The sequence below is a fragment of the Labrys sp. ALF-8 genome, from assembly GCF_059699065.1.
The window spans coordinates 61,015-78,652 of sequence record NZ_AP048537.1 but is presented as its reverse complement, the minus strand read 5'-3'; the positions used below and the strand labels follow the sequence as shown (position 1 = coordinate 78,652).

General features: G+C 64.0%; 14 protein-coding genes. 7 read left to right on the top strand and 7 right to left on the bottom strand.

Annotated elements, in window-relative coordinates; translation table 11 throughout:
• Nucleotides 1-11: 11 nt before the first annotated feature.
• Nucleotides 12-896, bottom strand: a complete 885-nt coding sequence (locus AC6H34_RS00400) for a response regulator (protein WP_448146692.1) — start codon at nt 894-896, stop codon at nt 12-14.
• Nucleotides 889-4,266, bottom strand: a complete 3,378-nt coding sequence (locus AC6H34_RS00395) for a hybrid sensor histidine kinase/response regulator (protein ID WP_497537556.1) — start codon at nt 4,264-4,266, stop codon at nt 889-891. The genes AC6H34_RS00400 and AC6H34_RS00395 overlap by 8 nt, the downstream gene beginning before the upstream one ends.
• A 466-nt stretch (nt 4,267-4,732) precedes the next feature.
• Between AC6H34_RS00395 and urtA the strand changes: the two genes are divergently transcribed.
• From urtA to urtE, 5 genes are all read left to right on the top strand, one after another.
• On the top strand, nt 4,733-6,037 hold the full coding sequence (gene urtA / locus AC6H34_RS00390) for an urea ABC transporter substrate-binding protein (RefSeq protein WP_497537555.1): 1,305 nt from the start codon (nt 4,733-4,735) through the stop codon (nt 6,035-6,037).
• Between the two features lie 205 nt (nt 6,038-6,242).
• A complete protein-coding gene (gene urtB, locus AC6H34_RS00385) occupies nt 6,243-7,835 on the top strand; it encodes an urea ABC transporter permease subunit UrtB (protein WP_497537554.1) in 1,593 nt (530 codons plus the stop codon).
• Nucleotides 7,832-8,971, top strand: a complete 1,140-nt coding sequence (gene urtC / locus AC6H34_RS00380) for an urea ABC transporter permease subunit UrtC (protein ID WP_497537553.1) — start codon at nt 7,832-7,834, stop codon at nt 8,969-8,971. Before urtB ends, urtC begins: the two co-directional genes overlap by 4 nt.
• A gap of 94 nt (nt 8,972-9,065) precedes the next feature.
• On the top strand, nt 9,066-9,839 hold the full coding sequence (gene urtD / locus AC6H34_RS00375) for an urea ABC transporter ATP-binding protein UrtD (RefSeq protein WP_448146696.1): 774 nt from the start codon (nt 9,066-9,068) through the stop codon (nt 9,837-9,839).
• 123 nt (nt 9,840-9,962) lie between these two features.
• Entirely contained in the window at nt 9,963-10,658 is a 696-nt protein-coding gene (urtE, locus tag AC6H34_RS00370) for an urea ABC transporter ATP-binding subunit UrtE (protein WP_497537552.1), read from the top strand.
• Nucleotides 10,659-10,668: 10 nt separating this feature from the next.
• Here the strand turns inward: urtE and AC6H34_RS00365 are convergent, their stop codons facing one another.
• The gene (locus AC6H34_RS00365) at nt 10,669-11,334 is read right to left on the bottom strand and encodes a TetR/AcrR family transcriptional regulator (RefSeq protein ID WP_448146698.1); all 666 of its coding nucleotides are present in this window, start codon (nt 11,332-11,334) and stop codon (nt 10,669-10,671) included.
• Nucleotides 11,335-11,734: 400 nt separating this feature from the next.
• On the opposite strand from AC6H34_RS00365, the gene AC6H34_RS00360 reads away from it, so the two are divergent.
• Complete coding sequence (locus tag AC6H34_RS00360; RefSeq protein WP_448146699.1) at nt 11,735-12,085, top strand: hypothetical protein; 351 nt, start codon at nt 11,735-11,737, stop codon at nt 12,083-12,085.
• 149 nt (nt 12,086-12,234) lie between these two features.
• Here AC6H34_RS00360 and AC6H34_RS00355 read toward each other — a convergent pair whose 3' ends face one another.
• Genes AC6H34_RS00355 through AC6H34_RS00340 form a run of 4 tightly spaced genes read right to left on the bottom strand, consistent with a single transcriptional unit; the run spans nt 12,235 to nt 16,170 of the window.
• Nucleotides 12,235-13,059, bottom strand: a complete 825-nt coding sequence (locus AC6H34_RS00355) for a sugar phosphate isomerase/epimerase family protein (RefSeq protein WP_448146700.1) — start codon at nt 13,057-13,059, stop codon at nt 12,235-12,237.
• A 3-nt stretch (nt 13,060-13,062) separates the two neighbouring features.
• On the bottom strand, nt 13,063-13,896 hold the full coding sequence (locus tag AC6H34_RS00350) for a carbohydrate ABC transporter permease (RefSeq protein WP_448146701.1): 834 nt from the start codon (nt 13,894-13,896) through the stop codon (nt 13,063-13,065).
• Nucleotides 13,893-14,816, bottom strand: a complete 924-nt coding sequence (locus AC6H34_RS00345; RefSeq protein ID WP_448146702.1) for a carbohydrate ABC transporter permease — start codon at nt 14,814-14,816, stop codon at nt 13,893-13,895. The genes AC6H34_RS00350 and AC6H34_RS00345 overlap by 4 nt, the downstream gene beginning before the upstream one ends.
• A 4-nt stretch (nt 14,817-14,820) precedes the next feature.
• Nucleotides 14,821-16,170 (bottom strand): ABC transporter substrate-binding protein, encoded by a 1,350-nt coding sequence (locus tag AC6H34_RS00340; RefSeq protein ID WP_497537551.1) that lies wholly within the window; start codon nt 16,168-16,170, stop codon nt 14,821-14,823.
• Between the two features lie 192 nt (nt 16,171-16,362).
• Between AC6H34_RS00340 and AC6H34_RS00335 the strand changes: the two genes are divergently transcribed.
• A complete protein-coding gene (locus tag AC6H34_RS00335) occupies nt 16,363-17,517 on the top strand; it encodes a Gfo/Idh/MocA family protein (protein WP_497537550.1) in 1,155 nt (384 codons plus the stop codon).
• The last annotated feature ends 121 nt before the right edge of the window (nt 17,518-17,638 follow it).

Here is a 17,638-nt window from a genome sequence, read left to right as displayed (position 1 = left end):
ACGTCTCCCATCTAGCGCCCGCTCACCACCCCGCTCGCCAGCACGGCGGCCGAGGCCCGGTTCTCCACCCCGAGCTTCACGTAGATCTGCTCCAGATGCTTGTTCACGGTGCGCGGGCTGAGGCCGAGAATGTCTCCGATGTCCCGGTTGGACTTGCCGCGGGCGATCCATACCAGCACTTCCGCCTCGCGTTGGGTGAGGGCGAAGCGCGCGCGGAGCTGGTCCGCCTCGCTCGCCGCCTGATCGATCGAGAGGCGGAAGAGGAACTCGTCGGATGAGGTCTGGCCCATGAAGCTGAGCTGCATGCCCTGCGCCGCGTGTACCGTGCCACCGGAACGTGCCGCCTCCATCAGGGCCGAGGGCAGGCGCACCTGTCCCTCCGGTGGCGGAAATGCTTCGGCGAGCAGCCGGTGCGCCTGCGGCGTCGACCACAGGATATCGCCCGTCCGCGTGACGGCGAAGAGGAAACGGCCCGTGGCATCCAGGGCGGCATAGGCGCTCTGGGATGCCCGCGCATTGGCGAGGTGCACGCGGATGCGGGCAATCAGCTCCTCGATGTTGATCGGCTTGGTGAGATAGTCCACCCCTCCCGCCTCGAGGCCCCGGACGATATGCTCGGTCTCGGTGAGGCCCGTCATGAAGATCACCGGCACCCCGCCAATGGCGGCCGTGGCCTTGATGCGGCGGCAGGTTTCGAAACCATCCATCTCCGGCATCACGGCGTCGAGCAGGATGAGGTCGGGTGTGATGCGGCCTGCGATGGCGAGGGCCTGGCCTCCGGAAGTGGCGGCAAGCACGGTGAAGCCCGCTGGCTCCAGCGCATCGGTCAGCATCGCCAGCGCGTCGGGCGTGTCGTCCACCACGAGGACGATGTTGCGGGCGCGCGCCTCACTCATGGGTATCCCCTTGCGCCCCCACCGCCTCCAGGACCGCCGTGTAGCGCTCGAAGTCGAAGTTGCGCAGGTGGCCGCGTATGGCTTCGATGAAGGGTTGGGCGGCAGGATCCGTTTCAAGCTGCGCAAGCTTGGCCTCGATGCCGCGGACATAGCCGATCCGGCCAAGTTCGAGCAGTTCCTCCACATGCCTGTCGCCGGGACTGACCAGCTCGGGTGCGGCCGTACTTGCGGAGCTTTCTGCGCCACCGTCAGTAAGCCACTGCAATCGCATCAGAAAGCCGATTCGTTCCAGCAGCTGGGAGAGGTCGAACGGCTTCGGCAGCATGTCGTCATGTGCCCTGTTCTCCTCGGCAGCGGGCATCGACTCGCCGATATTGGCCGACAGCATCAGGATGGGGGCCGTGGCACCGGCATTGTCACGCAGGCTGCGCGCGAGGTCCCACCCGCTCATGCCCGGCATGGAGATGTCGAGTATGAAGAGATCCGGCGCTGCATGCTCCGTGAGGGCCAGGCAGGTAGGTCCGTCGCGCGCGGTCAGAATGCCGAAGCCGAGAGGTTCCAGGACGGCTCGCATCAGATCCTGGTGATCGGCATCGTCGTCGACGACAAGGATGGTGCGGCGGCGGCCCGCATAACCCTTGACGTTGACGGTCGCCGGCGGGGAGACGGCGGCGATGGTGGAGAGCATCATCCTCACCTGGAAGGTCGAGCCTTCGCCGGGAGTGCTGGCGACGGAAATCTCGCCGCCCATGATCTGCACGAGAAGCTTGGTGATAGTCAGCCCCAGTCCGAGGCCCGGCTGGACATTTGGGGCGAGGCCGGTCTCGTGGCTGCCCCGCTCGAAAGGCTCGAAGATGCGCTCGAGCTCGGAAGCGGGTATGCCGCTGCCGCTGTCCTCGACGGCGAAGGTGGCGATCTGGCTGCGATAGGAAACCCTGAACGTCACGCCGCCTGCCTGGGTGAACTTGATCGCGTTTGAGAGCAGGTTGATGAGGATCTGGCGCAGGCGCTTCTCGTCGACGCGCACAGTGTCCGGCAGGGCATCCGGCCGCTCGAAGCGGAAGGCGAGGCCCTTGGCCTCGGCCTGCAGGCGGAACATGTCCACCAGCTGCTCCAGGAATTCGTTGAAGCGCACGTCATTGCGCTGGAGCTGGAAGCGGCCGGCCTCGATCTTGGAGATATCGAGCAAGCCATCGATCAGACCGGAGAGGTGTTCGGCACTGCGGCGGATCACGCGCACGCCGCCCTGTCGATTGGCGGGGATCGTGTTGTCGCGCTCCAGGATCTGGGCATACCCGAGCACGGCATTAAGCGGCGTGCGCAACTCGTGGCTGAGACCGACCACGTAGCGGCTCTTGGCGAGGTTCGCGGCCTCCGCGACATCCTTGGCGCGCTGGAGGGCGGCATCGGTTCGCCTGTGCGCCTCGATCTCCTTGAGCAGTAGCGTGGTCTGGCGGGCCGATTCTTCCTGTGCCACGCGGCGGCTCTCATGGGCCAGCACGAAGAACCACGCGACTACGCCCGAGACGATCAGGAGAATGAAGAAGGAAACCCACAGCGCCTCGTTGATCGCCGCCGCATGGCCGCCTCCATAGCCCGCCGCCTGGAAAGAAATCAGGTAAAGGATGATGCCTATTACACTGATGAAAAGAGAGAATATGCCGACGAACTGTACGATGCGCGGGCTCAGCCTGCTGCTGATGAATGCGGGCAGCGTGACGTCTATCGCGCGGCTGAGCTGGGCCTGCATGCGGGCGTTGGGCTTGCACAGATCGTGGCAGCGCGCGTCGAGCGAGCAGCAGAGCGAGCAGATCGGCCCGGAATAGGCCGGGCAATGGGCCATGTCCTCCGGCTCGAAGGCGAGTTCGCAGATAGAGCAGGTGATCTCGCTGCGCAGCTTCCAGGCCGCGCGCGGCTTGCGTGCGAGATAGTACCTGCCGCGGGTGAGGATTGCGATGGCGGGGGCGGTGAGGAGGGCGACACCCAGCGCCACGAAGGGCGCGAGTGCGCGGAGCACCTCGCCGAAAAGGCCCGCCGCAGCAAGAAGGGCGCAGACCGCGGCGATCGCCATCGAACCGGTGCCGACCGGATTGATATCGTAGAGATGGGCGCGCTTGAACTCGATGCCTTCGGGGGACAGGCCAAGCGGCTTGTTGATGGCGAGATCCGCCACGATGGCGCCGAGCCAGGCGACGGCCACCACCGCGAACAGGCCGAGGATCTGTTCGAGTGCCTTGTAGATGCCGAGTTCCATCAGGAGGAGGGCGATGGCCACGTTGAAGACCAGCCAGACCACGCGACCCGGATGGGAGTGGGTGAGGCGTGAAAAGAAGTTCGACCAAGCGAGCGAACCCGCATAGGCGTTCATCACGTTGATCTTGAGCTGCGAGACGACGACGAAGGCGGCGGTCAGCACCGTTACCGCATAGGGCCACGGCAGCGCGTAGCCGAAGGCGATCCGGTACATCTGCGCCGGTTCGGATGCGTGCTCCGGGGCGACGCCATGTCCGAGGACCAGCACCGCAAGGAAGGAACCGAACAGCAGCTTGGGTGCGCCCAGCACGATCCAGCCCGGCCCCGCCGCCAGCAATGAGAAGGTCCAGGCGAAGCGAGAGCCCGCCTTTGGCGCCGGCAGGAAGCGCAGCACGTCGACCTGCTCGCCGATTTGCGGCATCAGGGCCAGGATGACCGAGGCGGCGCCGCCGAATTTGAGGATGTCGAGCGCGTTGTTGCCGTCATGCAGGCCGGGAAATGTCAGCCAGCGTGTGATGCTGCCGGGATCGCTCGCCAGGATGAATCCGACGGGCAGGATGTTGAGGATGATCCACAGCGGCTGCGTGATGAGCTGGAAGCGGCTGATCCAGGTGATGCCATGAGTCACCAACGGGATGACGGCCACCGCGCTGATCACATAGCCAACGGCAAGCGGAATGCCGAAGCACAGCTGCAGCGCCGTCGTCATGATCGACGCCTCGATGGCGAAGAGGATGAAGGTGAAGGTCGCGTAGATCAGCGAGGTGATGGTCGATCCGATGTAGCCGAAGCCCGCGCCGCGCGTGAGCAGGTCTATGTCGACGCCGTATCGCGCGGCATAGCGGCTGATCGGCAAGGCGGTTGCGAACAGCAGGGCGCCCACCACCAGTGTGGCGGCCAACGTGTTGGTGAAGCCGTAGGAGAGGGTTATGGCGCCGCCGATCGCCTCGAGCGCCAGGAAGGAGATGGCTCCGATGGCTGTCTGCGCGACGCGCGGCGAGGACCATTTGCGCGCGCTCTTGGCGGTGAAGCGCAGAGCGTAGTCCTCCAGGGTCTGGTTTGCCACCCAACGGTTATAGGCGCGCCGCACGGGAAGAATGCGTTGGCGGCCTGGCATCGGTGGCGAATCTCCTGGAGTCCTGCAGAAAGTCAGCCGGCATTTCAGTGCAAGGTCTGTGCCGGATGGGCATCATCGGCATGCCGGTCTTCAGGGCGAGGCTGAAAGCTCAGGCAAGCCCGGTCCATCGTCACCGTCGGTCTTGTCCAGGGGAGGGCTCGGTGGTCCCACCCTGCTGGAGACAGGCATCAGGATGTCGGGGGCAAGCCCGTGCGTGGCAAGTCTCGCCGCGAGGGCCCATTCGGTCTCTTCTGCCTTGCATGCAGCCACGATCGCCGATCCGGCTGCCGGAATTGTGCCCAATTATTGGGCGTGCGGCGTAAATTAGCAGCATTCGCGACCGAATACGTCAATCAACGTATGTGCTGCGACGCACAAAGAGCGTGAACTCCCTGGATCGGCATCGCTGTTCGTGCCGTTCCCATCCAGTCCAGGTCCGCCTCACATCGAAGTTAAGGGGAGTTCGATGAAACAACCGGTGATCAATCGCCGTACCGCTCTGTTCAGCCTGGCGGGTGCCGCCAGCGCTCTTGCCCTCGGCACCCGAGGCGTCATGGCCGCCGACGACACCATCAAGGTCGGCGTGCTCCATTCACTGTCGGGCACCATGGCGATCAGCGAAACCACGCTGAAGGACGTCATGCTCATGCTCATCGACGAGCAGAACAAGAAGGGCGGCCTGCTCGGCAAGAAGCTGGAGGCTGTCGTGGTCGATCCGGCATCCAACTGGCCTCTCTTCGCCGAGAAGGCTCGCGAACTGATCACCAAGGACAAGTGCGTGGCGACCTTCGGCTGCTGGACCTCGGTGTCCCGCAAGTCGGTCTTGCCAGTCTTCGAGGAACTGAACTCGATCCTGTTCTATCCCGTGCAGTTCGAGGGCGAGGAGTCCTCGAAGAATATCTTCTATACGGGTGCCGCTCCGAACCAGCAGGCAATCCCCGCCGTCGACTATCTGATGGCGAACGAGGATGTGAAGCGTTGGGTACTCGCGGGTACGGACTATGTCTATCCGCGCACCACGAACAAGATCCTGGAAGCCTATCTCAAGGCCAAGGGCGTCGCCGCCGAAGACATCATGATCAACTACACGCCGTTCGGTCAGTCCGACTGGCAGACGATCGTCTCCGATATCAAGAAGTTCGGCTCCGCCGGCAAGAAGACGGCCGTCGTCTCCACCATCAACGGCGATGCCAACGTGCCCTTCTACAAGGAGCTCGGCAATCAGGGAATCAAGGCCACAGACATTCCGGTCGTGGCCTTCTCGGTGGGCGAGGAAGAACTCGCCGGCATGGACAAGAAGCCGCTGGTCGGCCATCTCGCCGCCTGGAACTATTTCATGTCCGTCGATACGCCCGACAACAAGGCCTTCATCGACAAGTGGCATGCCTTCACAGGCAAGGCCAACCGCACCACCAACGATCCCATGGAGGCCCACTATATCGGCTTCAACATGTGGGTGAAGGCGGTGGAAGCCGCCGGTACCACGGATTCCGAGGCGGTTCAGGATGCCCTCATCGGCATCTCCGTGCCCAATCTCTCGGGCGGCCTGTCGACCATGATGCCGAACCACTACATCACCAAGCCGGTGCTGATCGGCGAGATCCAGGAGGATGGCCAGTTCAACATCGTGCAGCAATCGCCGATGGTTGTGGGCGACGAGTGGTCCGACTACCTCGACGGCTCCAAGGACATGATCGCTGATTGGCGCAAGCCGCTCGCCTGCGGCAACCTCAACGTCAAGACCGGCAAGTGCGGCGGCAAGGCTGCCTGATTTCACTGTGCCGATAGACACGGGCGGCGGACGAGGTTCAAAGCCGCCCGTCGCCTATCGTCCTTCGCCCTTGCGGGAGAAGGTCCTGCAGGACGGATGCGGGAAGCGACCTGTCCCGAAAGGTTTCGCTGCTCCTCCTCTCTCCTCGGGGCACTTTTTCCGCAAGGGGGAAGGCCTTGGCCCATCGAGGGATCGGTATCGACCCATGCACGCTTTTCTTCGCATCGCCGGCCTGGTCGCCTTCCTGCTCATGGCGGGGCTGTCCTCCGCATTTGCGGATGCCGCCGCCCAGTCGAAGCTCGCTTCGGAGAAGTTCGACGACATCGAGGCAGGCGTAAACGCGCTCGCCACGTCCGGTGACCCACAGGCCGCCGCCGTGATCGCGGCCCTCGCGGATGGCAAGCTCACCTATGATCCCGGCAGCAAGGCGCTTTATTACCAGAAGGGTTCCGACGTCATCGAGGGAGCGACCGGCAACAAGGCTGCCTCGCCACCCGCGGGCCTGAAGAAGGTCAAGGTCAACAATCGCGTCCGCCGCGCCATCGAGGCCGCGCAGGGCGCCCTGACCCTGATGGCGCCCGATCCCGCCAAGCGCCTGGCAGCTGCCGATGCCGTGTTCAAGTCCCACGACGAGGCGGCCCTGCCGGCTATCGAGAAGGCCATCGCCGCCGAAACCGATCCGGCCGTGAAGCGTTCGCTGGAACGGGCGAAAGCCGCCGTGGTCTTTCTTTCCAACAGCACCCCTGAGGCCGATCGGGTCGCCGCCGCCGGCCTCATCACCAGCCGGGGAGACCAGGACGCGCTCGGCCTCCTGCAGTCGCTGCCGGCCGATGCCCCGCAAGTCGTGAAGGATGCGGCGGCCGCCGGCGTCAAGTCCATCAACGAGACGCTGATGCTGTGGAGCGGAGCGCAGAACCTGTGGTTCGGCCTCTCACTGGCCTCGGTGCTCCTGCTCGCGGCCATCGGCCTTGCCATTACCTTCGGCGTGATGGGCGTCATCAACATGGCCCATGGCGAGATGGTCATGCTAGGCGCCTACACCACCTTCATGGTGCAGCAAGTGAGCCGCAGCTTCGCACCCGGCTTCTTCGACTATTCGATGCTCGTCGCCATTCCGCTGGCCTTCCTGGTGGCGGGGGCGGTGGGCGTGCTGATCGAGCGCACCATCATACGCTGGCTCTACGGCCGGCCGCTCGAGACCCTGCTTGCCACGTGGGGCGTCAGCCTGATCCTGCAGCAGGCCGTGCGCACGATTTTCGGCCCGACGAACCAGGAAGTCTCGGCGCCCGCCTTCATGACCGGCTCCTTCGCTCTGGGCGGGCTCGACATCACCTGGAACCGCCTGTGGATCGTGGTCTTCGCCGCCCTTGTCTTCACGGCGCTGCTGCTGCTCCTTCGCTTCACCAAGTTCGGGCTCCAGATGCGTGCGGTCACCCAGAACCGCCGCATGGCCTCCGCCATGGGCATCCGCACGAACTGGGTGGATGCCTTCACCTTCGGCCTCGGTTCGGGCATTGCGGGCCTTGCCGGCGTGGCGCTGTCGCAAATCGACAACGTCTCGCCGAACCTGGGCACCGGCTACATCATCGACAGCTTCCTGGTGGTGGTGTTCGGCGGCGTCGGCAATCTCTGGGGTACGCTGGTGGGGGCGCTGACGCTGGGCATCGCCAACAAGCTGCTCGAGCCGTTCGCGGGCGCCGTGCTCGGCAAGATCGCATTGCTTGTGCTCGTCATTCTCTTCATCCAGAAACGCCCGCGCGGCCTGTTCGCGCTCAAGGGCAGGGCGGTTGAAACATGATCACTGCCAGACTCCTCGCCGACCGCCGCGGGCTGATCTTCCTCGCCGTCCTCGCGCTTCTCGCCGTGCTGGTGCCGATCGGGCATCTCGCCATGCCCGAGACTTCGCCCTTCCATGTGCCCGACTGGGTGGTGGCGCTGCTCGGCAAATATCTGTGCTACGCCCTGCTCGCCGTCGCGCTCGATCTCGTCTGGGGCTATTGCGGAATCCTCTCGCTCGGCCATGGCGCCTTCTTTGCCCTCGGAGGCTATGCGATGGGCATGTATCTGATGCGCCAGATCGGCCCGCGCGGCCAGTATGGCAATCCGGTCCTGCCAGACTTCATGGTCTTCCTGAACTGGAAGGAACTGCCGCTGACCTGGTACGGCTTCAATTTCTTTCCCTATGCGCTGCTCATGGTGTTCCTGGTGCCGGGCCTGCTCGCCTTCCTGTTCGGCTGGCTCGCCTTCCGCTCGCGCGTCACAGGCGTCTATCTCTCCATCATCACGCAAGCCATGACCTATGCGCTGATGCTGGCCTTCTTCCGAAACGACATGGGATTCGGCGGCAACAACGGCCTCACCGATTTCAAGGACATCCTCGGCTACGACATCACCGCGGCATCCACCCGAACCGTGCTCCTGGTGCTGACGATCATAGCCCTCGCCATCGGCTACCTGATCGCGCGCACCATCGTCACCTCCAAGCTCGGCAAGGTCCTGCTGGCGGTGCGCGATGCGGAAAGCCGTACGAGGTTCCTCGGTTATCGCGTTGAAAAATATAAGCTCTTCGTCTTCGTCGTCTCCGCCTGCATGGCCGGCCTCGCCGGGGCGCTCTATGTGCCCCAGGTCGGCATCATCAATCCCGGCGAGTTCACGCCAGCCAATTCGATCGAGGTGGTGATCTGGGTGGCCGTGGGCGGCCGCGGCACCCTGGTGGGAGCGGCGCTCGGCGCCGTGCTCGTCAACCTGGCCAAGACGATCTTCACCTCGGGCATCTTTGCTCCCTACTGGCTGTTCGTGCTCGGCGGCCTGTTCGTCGTGGTCACGCTGTTCCTGCCGAAGGGTGTGATCGGCACGATCGGGCAGTGGCAGGAGAAGCGGCAGGCCCGCAAGGCGGTGGAGGCATCGAAGCTGTCCGAGGCACCGGCGGAGTAAGGCGGGGAGCGCAGACCTGCCGTCCGCTCCTCCTCATCGAACGACGATACGTTTCCAAGATGCGGACAGGGTGTCCGCGCTCCCAGGGGTTCCCATGAACGCACCCGTCAAGCCTGATCCTGCAGCCCTTACCAGCGCGCTGCTCTATCTCGACGGCGTCGAGGTTTCCTTCGACGGTTATCGCGCCCTCCGCGGCCTTTCGCTCACCGTGGCGCCCGGCGAGATGCTCGCGATCATCGGCCCCAACGGCGCAGGCAAGACGACCATGATGGACGTCATCACCGGCAAGACCCGGCCGGACACTGGCGATGTTCTCTTCGAAGGCAAGATCGACCTCACCAAGCGCGACGAAGCCGATATCGCCCAGCTCGGCATCGGGCGCAAGTTCCAGAAGCCGACAGTGTTCGAAAGCCAGAGCGTGGAGGACAACGTCCTGCTTGCGTTGAAATCGAAGCGCGGCGTCATGGCGAACCTGTTCTGGGCCGCCACCCCGGCGATCCGGGAAAAGGTCGACGAGGTACTGGAGACCATCCGCCTCACCAAGCTGCGTACGCGGCTGGCAGGTTCGCTTTCCCATGGCCAGAAGCAGTGGCTCGAGATCGGCATGCTACTGGCGCAGGATCCGAAGCTCCTCCTGGTGGACGAGCCGGTGGCCGGCATGACAGATGCCGAGACGGCGCAGACGGCGGTCCTACTGAGACGCATCGCCGAGAACCATTCGGTGGTGGTGGTCGAGCATGACATGCATTTCGTGCGCGACCTCGACGTGCGCGTCACCTGCCTGCACGAGGGCGCCGTGCTGGCCGAAGGCACGCTCGATCAGGTCAGCAGCAACGACCGTGTCATCGAAGTCTATCTGGGACGGTGAGGGGATGGGCAGGACGAAGCTGATTCCGAGGGGAAGGAAACGCGGCGCCCGCCCTTCCCATCAAGGGGAGGGTGGCAGCGCGCACGTCTTCCGTCCTGTCCTGGTTTGCAGGGGACTTTCATCATGCTCGAAGTAACCGAAATCGATCTCCACTACGGTGCGGCGCAGGCATTGCGTTCGGTTTCCATGAAGGCCGTGCCGGGACGGGTGACCTGCGTGCTGGGCCGGAACGGCGTCGGTAAGTCGTCTCTCCTGCGCGCCCTCGTCGGCCACCAGCCGATCAGCAAGGGCCGGATCACCTGGAACGGTGCAGATCTCTCCGGCTTGAGTGCCTCGGACCGGGCACGGCGCGGAGTGGGCTATGTGCCCCAGGGGCGCGAGATCTTCGCCCTCCTTTCGGTCGAGGAGAACCTCAGGACCGGCTTTGCACCGCTGAAAAGGGCCGATTGCTACATTCCGGAGGACGTCTTCTCGCTCTTTCCGGTACTCAAGGACATGCTGCGCCGGCGCGGCGGCGATCTTTCCGGTGGCCAACAGCAGCAACTTGCCATCGGCCGGGCGCTGGTGACGCGGCCCTCGCTGCTGGTCCTCGACGAGCCGACCGAAGGCATCCAACCTTCCATCATCAAGGATATCGGCCGGGCCATCCAGTTCCTGCGCGAGAAGGGGAACATCGCCATCGTGCTGGTGGAGCAGTATTTCGATTTCGCCCGCGAACTCGCCGACGATTTCTATGTCATGGACCGCGGCGAGGTCGTTATGTCCGGCACTCGCGAAAGCATGGTGGAAACGGAAGTCCGCAAGCGTATGTCGGTTTGACGGAGCCGGCCTAGCCGAACAGCGTGAGCTGCTGGGGCTTCTCCGCTTTTTTGCCGTGCTTGTCGTCGACCAGTGGCTTCAGCATTGCCGCGATGCGCTTGGCGAGGAGGGCTTCGTCGGCCCGGGCCAGCGGGGCGCTGCCGATGACGTTGCGCAGGAGGTCGAAACCGGTGACGAGCGCGAGGAACAAGGCGGCGCGCTCGTTCGTGTCCCGTCCCCCCAGCATGCCGGCGAGCGGCCCCTCGAACTGGCGCGCCAGAGCCTCGCGCAGGATGGCGGCGGCGCGGGGATTGGAAGCCGAATGCAGCATCAGGCGAAAGGGATCGGGCCTGCTCTGGTCGGTCCTGCCGATCATCGCCTGCGCCACACGGTCGGCGAGGGAGGCGGCATCGCCGCTGAACAGGCTGGTATCGGCGAAGGTGACCTTCACCGCCTCGGCGAACATCTCCTCCTTCGAACCGAAGTAGCGGTTGACGAGTATGGCGGTCACCCCGGCTTCCCCTGCGATTTCACGCAGGCCCACGCCGTCATAGCCCGCCCTGGAAAAGGCCACGAGCGCCGATTGCAGTATCGCCTCGCGCGTCGCGGCCGCATTGCGCGGACGTTTCGGGGAGGAGGACGCCTTCGCAGGGGCCGGGGAGTTGGGCTTGGCGGCAGGAAGTTTTTTCTTGGCCATGACGGCGCCTGTGTCGACTTCGATGCCGGACCAGTATACGGGCGTAAAAAACCATGCAAGGCGAACGGCTGCACCATCCACTGCCAAGGGCCGCGCCGCGGCTCCAGGCCGCGCGACTCGGCCGCATGGGTATCGCGCACGACTTAGCGCCTGAGCAATTGCTATGATGATGGGTAATTGCCCGAGTCAATTTTGTGACGAGTTTGCTCGATTATGACACAGATTGCACAATTGCTGCGCGCGCATGGTCAAACTAAGTGCATTGATTCTAAAGATAAATCGATATCCGCGCCTAGGTAAAACCAGTACGGCGCGCTATAGTTGCTTGCTGCCTGCATTGACGGAACCAAATGAGCCCTGCCTGCGTTTTGTGAGCAGGGTCAATCGATAGGGTGGAGCCATGCAAGACAATTATTCCGCAATTTTCTCTCCCGAGGAGATCGAATTCCTGCGCACCAGCGCGGACGAATATGGCTGGTATGTCTGGACGGACGAAACGCGCCCCATGATCGAAACGCTCTGCGCCCGCCGTCTGATGGCGGCCAATGGCGACTTCAAGGTCGTCGCCAAGGAGGAGCATCAGCGGGCCAATCTTTCCGGACACGGGCCGCGTGCCGCCGACACCGTCCAGCGTTATTACGAGTTGATCGGGGCGGGGCGTATTGCATTTCATGTCCTGCAGCACCGTCGTCCCGCCATGAAGGCACCGGCCCTGGCCGAGCAGCGCGGCTCGCATTCCGCGCATGCCTGATCCGGGCGGCACCATGTGATTTCTCCACCCCACGGAATGGAAGCCTTGCCCTTTTCGGCAAGGCGCAGGCTACCGCGCTGCGTGGAAGACAGTCAGACGAAACTCTCGGAGCCCTCGTGGCTCTTTTTCTTTGCGCCCCGCGGTCACCGTCACCCGAAGTGCCCGCGCAAGGTTTCGCGGTTGACCTTCACCGCCCCGGTCGGATCGGCCGCCGCAATATCGGATTCTTCCTCGAGAACGAGCCAGCCGTTGAAGTTCGGCGCCGCGGAAACAACGTCGACGACCGCCGGAAGGTCGCATACGCCCTTTCCGAGCATGGCCCAGTTTCCCTCCGCGTCGACATCCTTGAGATGGAGATAGCGGATGCGATCCTGATAGGTGCGCAAAGTGTCGAGAATATCCTGGCCGCCCCGCAGGATGTGGCCTGTATCAGGCACCCAGCCGACCAGCGCCGGATCGAGCAGGCCCATGATGCGGTCGTAATCCTCGCGCGAATACAGCAGCGTGTTGTGATGGGAACTCGGGTGGACGGCCACGCCGACACCGGCTGCCTTTCCGCGCTCGCCTGCCGCATTGTAGAAGCTGCCTGCCGTGGCGAATTTCCCGTCGAGAGGGCCGGCGCTCATCACGGTGGCGCTGCCGAGTGACAGGATGGCGCCCGGGAAATGAGAAGCGAAGCGCAAGGCCCTGTCGACCATGGCAAGGTCCGCCGCTACCGCGTCCGGCTCCGTGAAGCCGGACGTGCTGCCGCAGGCAAAGGCAACCAGCGACAGGCCGTTGGCCTCAAGGGCACGAGCGAAGGGCTCGGGCCGATCAGCATAAGGCGGGATCATGGTGTCGGTGATCTCGATGCCCGCGTAACCCGCCTCCCCGATGGCGCGCAGCAGGTCGTCGGCATTGCCCTTGAAGGCGCTTCCCAGCATCTCCCAGGTGTAGGTCTGGCAACCGGCCTTGAGTGTCTTGCGTTCTTCCATTGTCTACTCCTTGACCGCGCCCTGAGTCAGGCCCTCGATGATGTGGCGCTGGAAAAACAGGACCAGGGCGATCAGGGGTACGGTTACGACGACCGAGGCCGCAGCCACGTCGCCCCATGGCACGTAATAGAGGTTGGTGAAATTGGCGATGCCCACCGGAATGGTCTGGTGGTCGATGGTGGACGTGAACGCCAGCGCGAACATGAATTCGTTCCACGCCGCGATGAAGGCGAGCAGGCCCGTGGTGACCAGTCCCGGCAGCGACATCGGCAGGATGATGCGGATGAACAGGCCCATGACGCCGACGCCATCCATTCGCGCGGCTTCGTCGATCTCGCGCGGCAGCGTGTCGAAATAACCGAACAGCACCCATGTCACGAGCGGCAGGCCGAGGGCCAGATAGACGATGATGAGGCCACTATAGGTATCGAGAAGGTCGTAGTTGGAGGCGGCTAGGTAGAGAGGCCCGACGATGGCGATCTGGGGGAACATCGAGACCGACAGGATGAGGCCGAGCACGCCGAAGCGTCCCTGGATGTTGAGGCGCGACAGCGAGAAGGCGGCCAGCGCGCCGATGGCGAGGCAGAACAGCGTCGTCAGGCCGGCCACGATCACCGAGTTCAGGACGTAGAGCTGGAATTTCTTGACGAAGAAGACATTGGCATAGTGTTCGAGCGTGGCCGGTGACGGCCAGAAGCTGGGCACCGGGTCGGTCAGTGCCTTATCCAGTTGCAGGGACGTCGAGAACTGCCAGACGAACGGGCCGGCTGACCAGACGAACAGGAGGCAGGCTCCCGCGTAGATCGCTGCGCTATGGAGAGCGGTGCGGCGCCTCATGACTGCCTCCGCAACTGGGCCACGATGAAGACGCCGAAGCCGAGGGCGATGATGGTTTCCGTGATGAACATCGCCGTCGACAGGGCCGATCCGTAACCGAACTGCAGGGTGGAGAAGAGCACCTTGTAGCTGAGCGTGGACAGGGTCTCCGTCGAGTCGGCCGGGCCACCCCCGGTCAACACGTAGACGAGGTCGAAGATGCGGAAGGCGTCGAGGGCCCGGAACATGCCCGCGATGAGGAGGGTGGGGAAGAGCAGGGGCAGGCGAACATACCAGAACACACGCCAGGGCGAGGCACCGTCCATGGTGGCGGCCTCGGTCAGCGAACGCGGCACCGTCTGCAGACCGGCGAGAAGCAGCAGCGCCATGAAGGGCGTCGTCTTCCAGACGTCGGCGATGATGATGGTCTGCAGGGCATGCTCGACCGAGCCGTACCAGTTGATGTTTCCCTCGATCAGGCCAAGCGACTTCAGGAGATAGTTGATCATGCCGTGCTGGCCGTCGAACAGCCAGCCGAACATCTTGGAAGTCACCACCGTCGGCATAGCCCACGGCACCAGCATTGCCGCGCGTACCAGGGAGCGTCCCGAGAAGTGTTCATAGAGCAGGAGCGCCATGCCGAGGCCGAGCACGGTCTCCAGCAGGGTGGAGACGACGGTGAACTCGACGGTATGGCGCCATGCGTTCCAGAAGGCGTCGTCGCCAAGCAGGGTCTTGTAGTTGGCGAGCCCTATGAAGGCGTCCTCCTGCGTGACCAGCGAGGTGTTGGTCAGCGACAGCCAGATGCCGTTCAGGATCGGATAGACGGAAACGAGCCCCAGCGAGACCAGCAGCGGGAGCACCAGCAGCCAGGGCGTCAGATCGGGGAACCGCCAGCCGGCCCCACTGCGGGGACCGGCGGCGGAGGCTTCGACTGCCATTACCTCATCCTGCGACGATGGACGTGATCTTCTCATTGGCCGCGTCGAGTTCGGCCTTGATGTTGCCGCTGACGAGGGCCTTGGAGACGCCGGACTGGATGGCCAGCGTCACCTGCGCGTATTTCGGCGTGACCGGCCGCGGCGTGGCCCCCACGAATACGGACTGGAGCTGCTGCATGAAGGGCTGCTCCTTCCCAAGCTGCGCGTTCTCGAACACGGCAGGCCGGGTCGGCGCCAGGCCGAGCTGCAGGGCATAGTGCAGCTGCGTGTCCGGCGACGACATCCAGGTCAGGAAGTCCACGGCTGCTTCCTTGTTCTTGGTGGCGGCGTTGATGCCGTACTGATAGCCGCCCAGGCATGCCGCGCTTTTTCCGCCCGCGAAATGGGGAAGGGGCACGACGCCCACCTTGTCGACCACCGAGGAGCCGGCCTTGTCCTGCGCGATGGCGTATACATAGGACCAGTTGCGCAGGAATGGTGCACGGCCGGCGGTGAAGGGCTGCCGGGAAGGTTCTTCGTCCCAGCTCAGCACGTCGGAGGGGCTGATCTTGCTCTTGTTGATGGTGTCATAGAGGAATTGTACCGCGGCGACCGCCTTCTCGTCGTTCAGCGAGCCCGCCTTGCCATCCGGCGTCAGGATCGACCCGCCGTTCGACGCGATGGCCTCGACGAGGTCGCATACCAGCACTTCGGCCTGCTTGCCCTGCCACAGGTAGCCGAAATCCGCCTTGCCAGACTTCTGGATTTCCTGGGCGATGGTCGTCAGTTCATCCCAGGTCTGCGGCGGCTTGGCCCCGGCCGCTTCCAGCAGGTCCTTGCGGTAATAGAGCATGCCGGAATCGACGTGCCAGGGCAGGGCCGTCAGTTTGCCGTTATACGTGCAGGCCTGGATCAGGCCCGGAAAATACTGGCTGCGGACATCGTCCTTGTAATATTCGTCCAGCGGCATGGCCCAGCCTGCGCCGGCGAATTCCGCGATCCAGACGACGTCCTGCGTGAACACGTCGGGAGTGCCGTTCCGGCGCGCGAGCTGCTGCACGAGCGCCTGGTGCACCTCGGTGGAGGAACTCGGCGGCGGCAGCTCGACATATTTCACCAGCACCTTGCTCTGCGACTGGTTGTAGGCGTCGACGACCTGGGCGATGGTTTCCTTGCCGAAGAACTTCGCGCTGGCGAAGGTGATCTCGGTGCGATCGGCGGCACGGGCGCGCCGGGGCGGGCCGAGGGCCAGTGCGCCTGCTGCGAAGCCCGCGCCCTGCAGGAATTTCCGGCGGCTGGGGCCGGGAAGGGACAGCTTGGATGCTGAGGCGGCGGCTTCGGCCTCCGGACTCAAACGCGTGTGACGTTCCGGCATGACATTCCTCCCTTGGGTGCAACACATCCCTGAAATTTTTTTCACATGCTTGGCTTCCAAGGGCGTCGTGTCAAGCGTATAGCGTCAGGATCGTGCAAAAAATTTCATTTTATTCCTAAGCGACGTGGTGTTTATTTCTAAAAAAGCGCAAAAATGCGCAATTGGCGTGGCAGACGCCGAACGGAGGAAGCGATGGGTAAACTCGGGATTGGCGTGATAGGTTGCGGAAATATTTCGATGACCTACCTGCGCAACGCGGCGCTTTTCCCTGGTGTGGAGCTACGGGCCTGCGCCGACATGGCGCCCGAGGCAGCCAAGGTCCGGGCCGGTGAATACGGCATCCGGGCTCTGTCGGTAGAGCAATTGCTGGCCGCGGAGGATATCGGCCTCGTGCTCAACCTCACCGTGCCGAACGCCCATTTCGAGATCAGCCTCGCGGCGCTGGCGGCCGGCAAGCACGTCTTCACCGAAAAGCCCTTGGCGGTGACGGTCGGTCAGGGACGCATGCTGGTGGACGAGGCGAAGCGTCGCAACCTTGCACTCGGATCGGCGCCCGATACGTTTCTGGGCGCTGCCGGCCGCACGGCTCGCCGCCTGATGGAGGAGGGCGCGATCGGCCGGCCGACTACGGGCACGGCCTTCATGATGACCCGCGGCATGGAGCATTGGCACCCCAACCCCCAATTCTACTACCAGCCCGGCGGTGGCCCGGTGCTCGACATGGGACCCTATTACCTGACCATGCTGGTCAATCTGCTCGGTCCGGTCCGCCAAGTGATGGCGATGTCGGCGACGGGGCAGGCCCAGAGGCTGATCACGGCGCCAGGCCCCTATCAAGGTACCTCCTTCACCGTAGGTACCCCGACGACCTTGATGGCGCTGCTGGAATTCGCCAATGGCGCCATCGTCAACGTCGGCATGAGCTGGGACGTTTTTCGCCACTCCAACCAGCCGATAGAGCTTCATGGCAGCGAAGGTTCGTTGCGGCTTCCCGATCCGGACACGTTCGGTGGGCCCCTCGCCATCAGCCGGAGAGGTGATGCGTGGGAGGAGATCGAGACCGCTGGCAAGCCCTACGGGGCCATCAATTGGCCCTACAAGGCGCCCGATCGCGCCAATTATCGCATGCTGGGCGTGGCGGACCTGGCGCGCAGCCTGGTCGACGGGCGTAGACCCAGGGCCTCGGGCGAACTCGCGCTGCATGTCCTGGAGATCATGGAAGGCATTCTGGAGGCGGGCCGCAGGGGCGCGGCCGTGGCGATCCCGCTGGGGCCCCAGCCGGCGGCGCTGTCCGAGGAAGAGGCGGTGGAACTGGCAGGGAGCGCGAGCGCTCTCGTCCGCACCTGAACCGAGGGTCCCCTGGTCTGTGATGACTTCGGATCGAGGCGGGCTCCATGAACGCAACCTTCGGAGGCTGTGTTCATGGATTCGGATCTCCCTTCGGCTGCCCGGAACGGCGTCACGGACA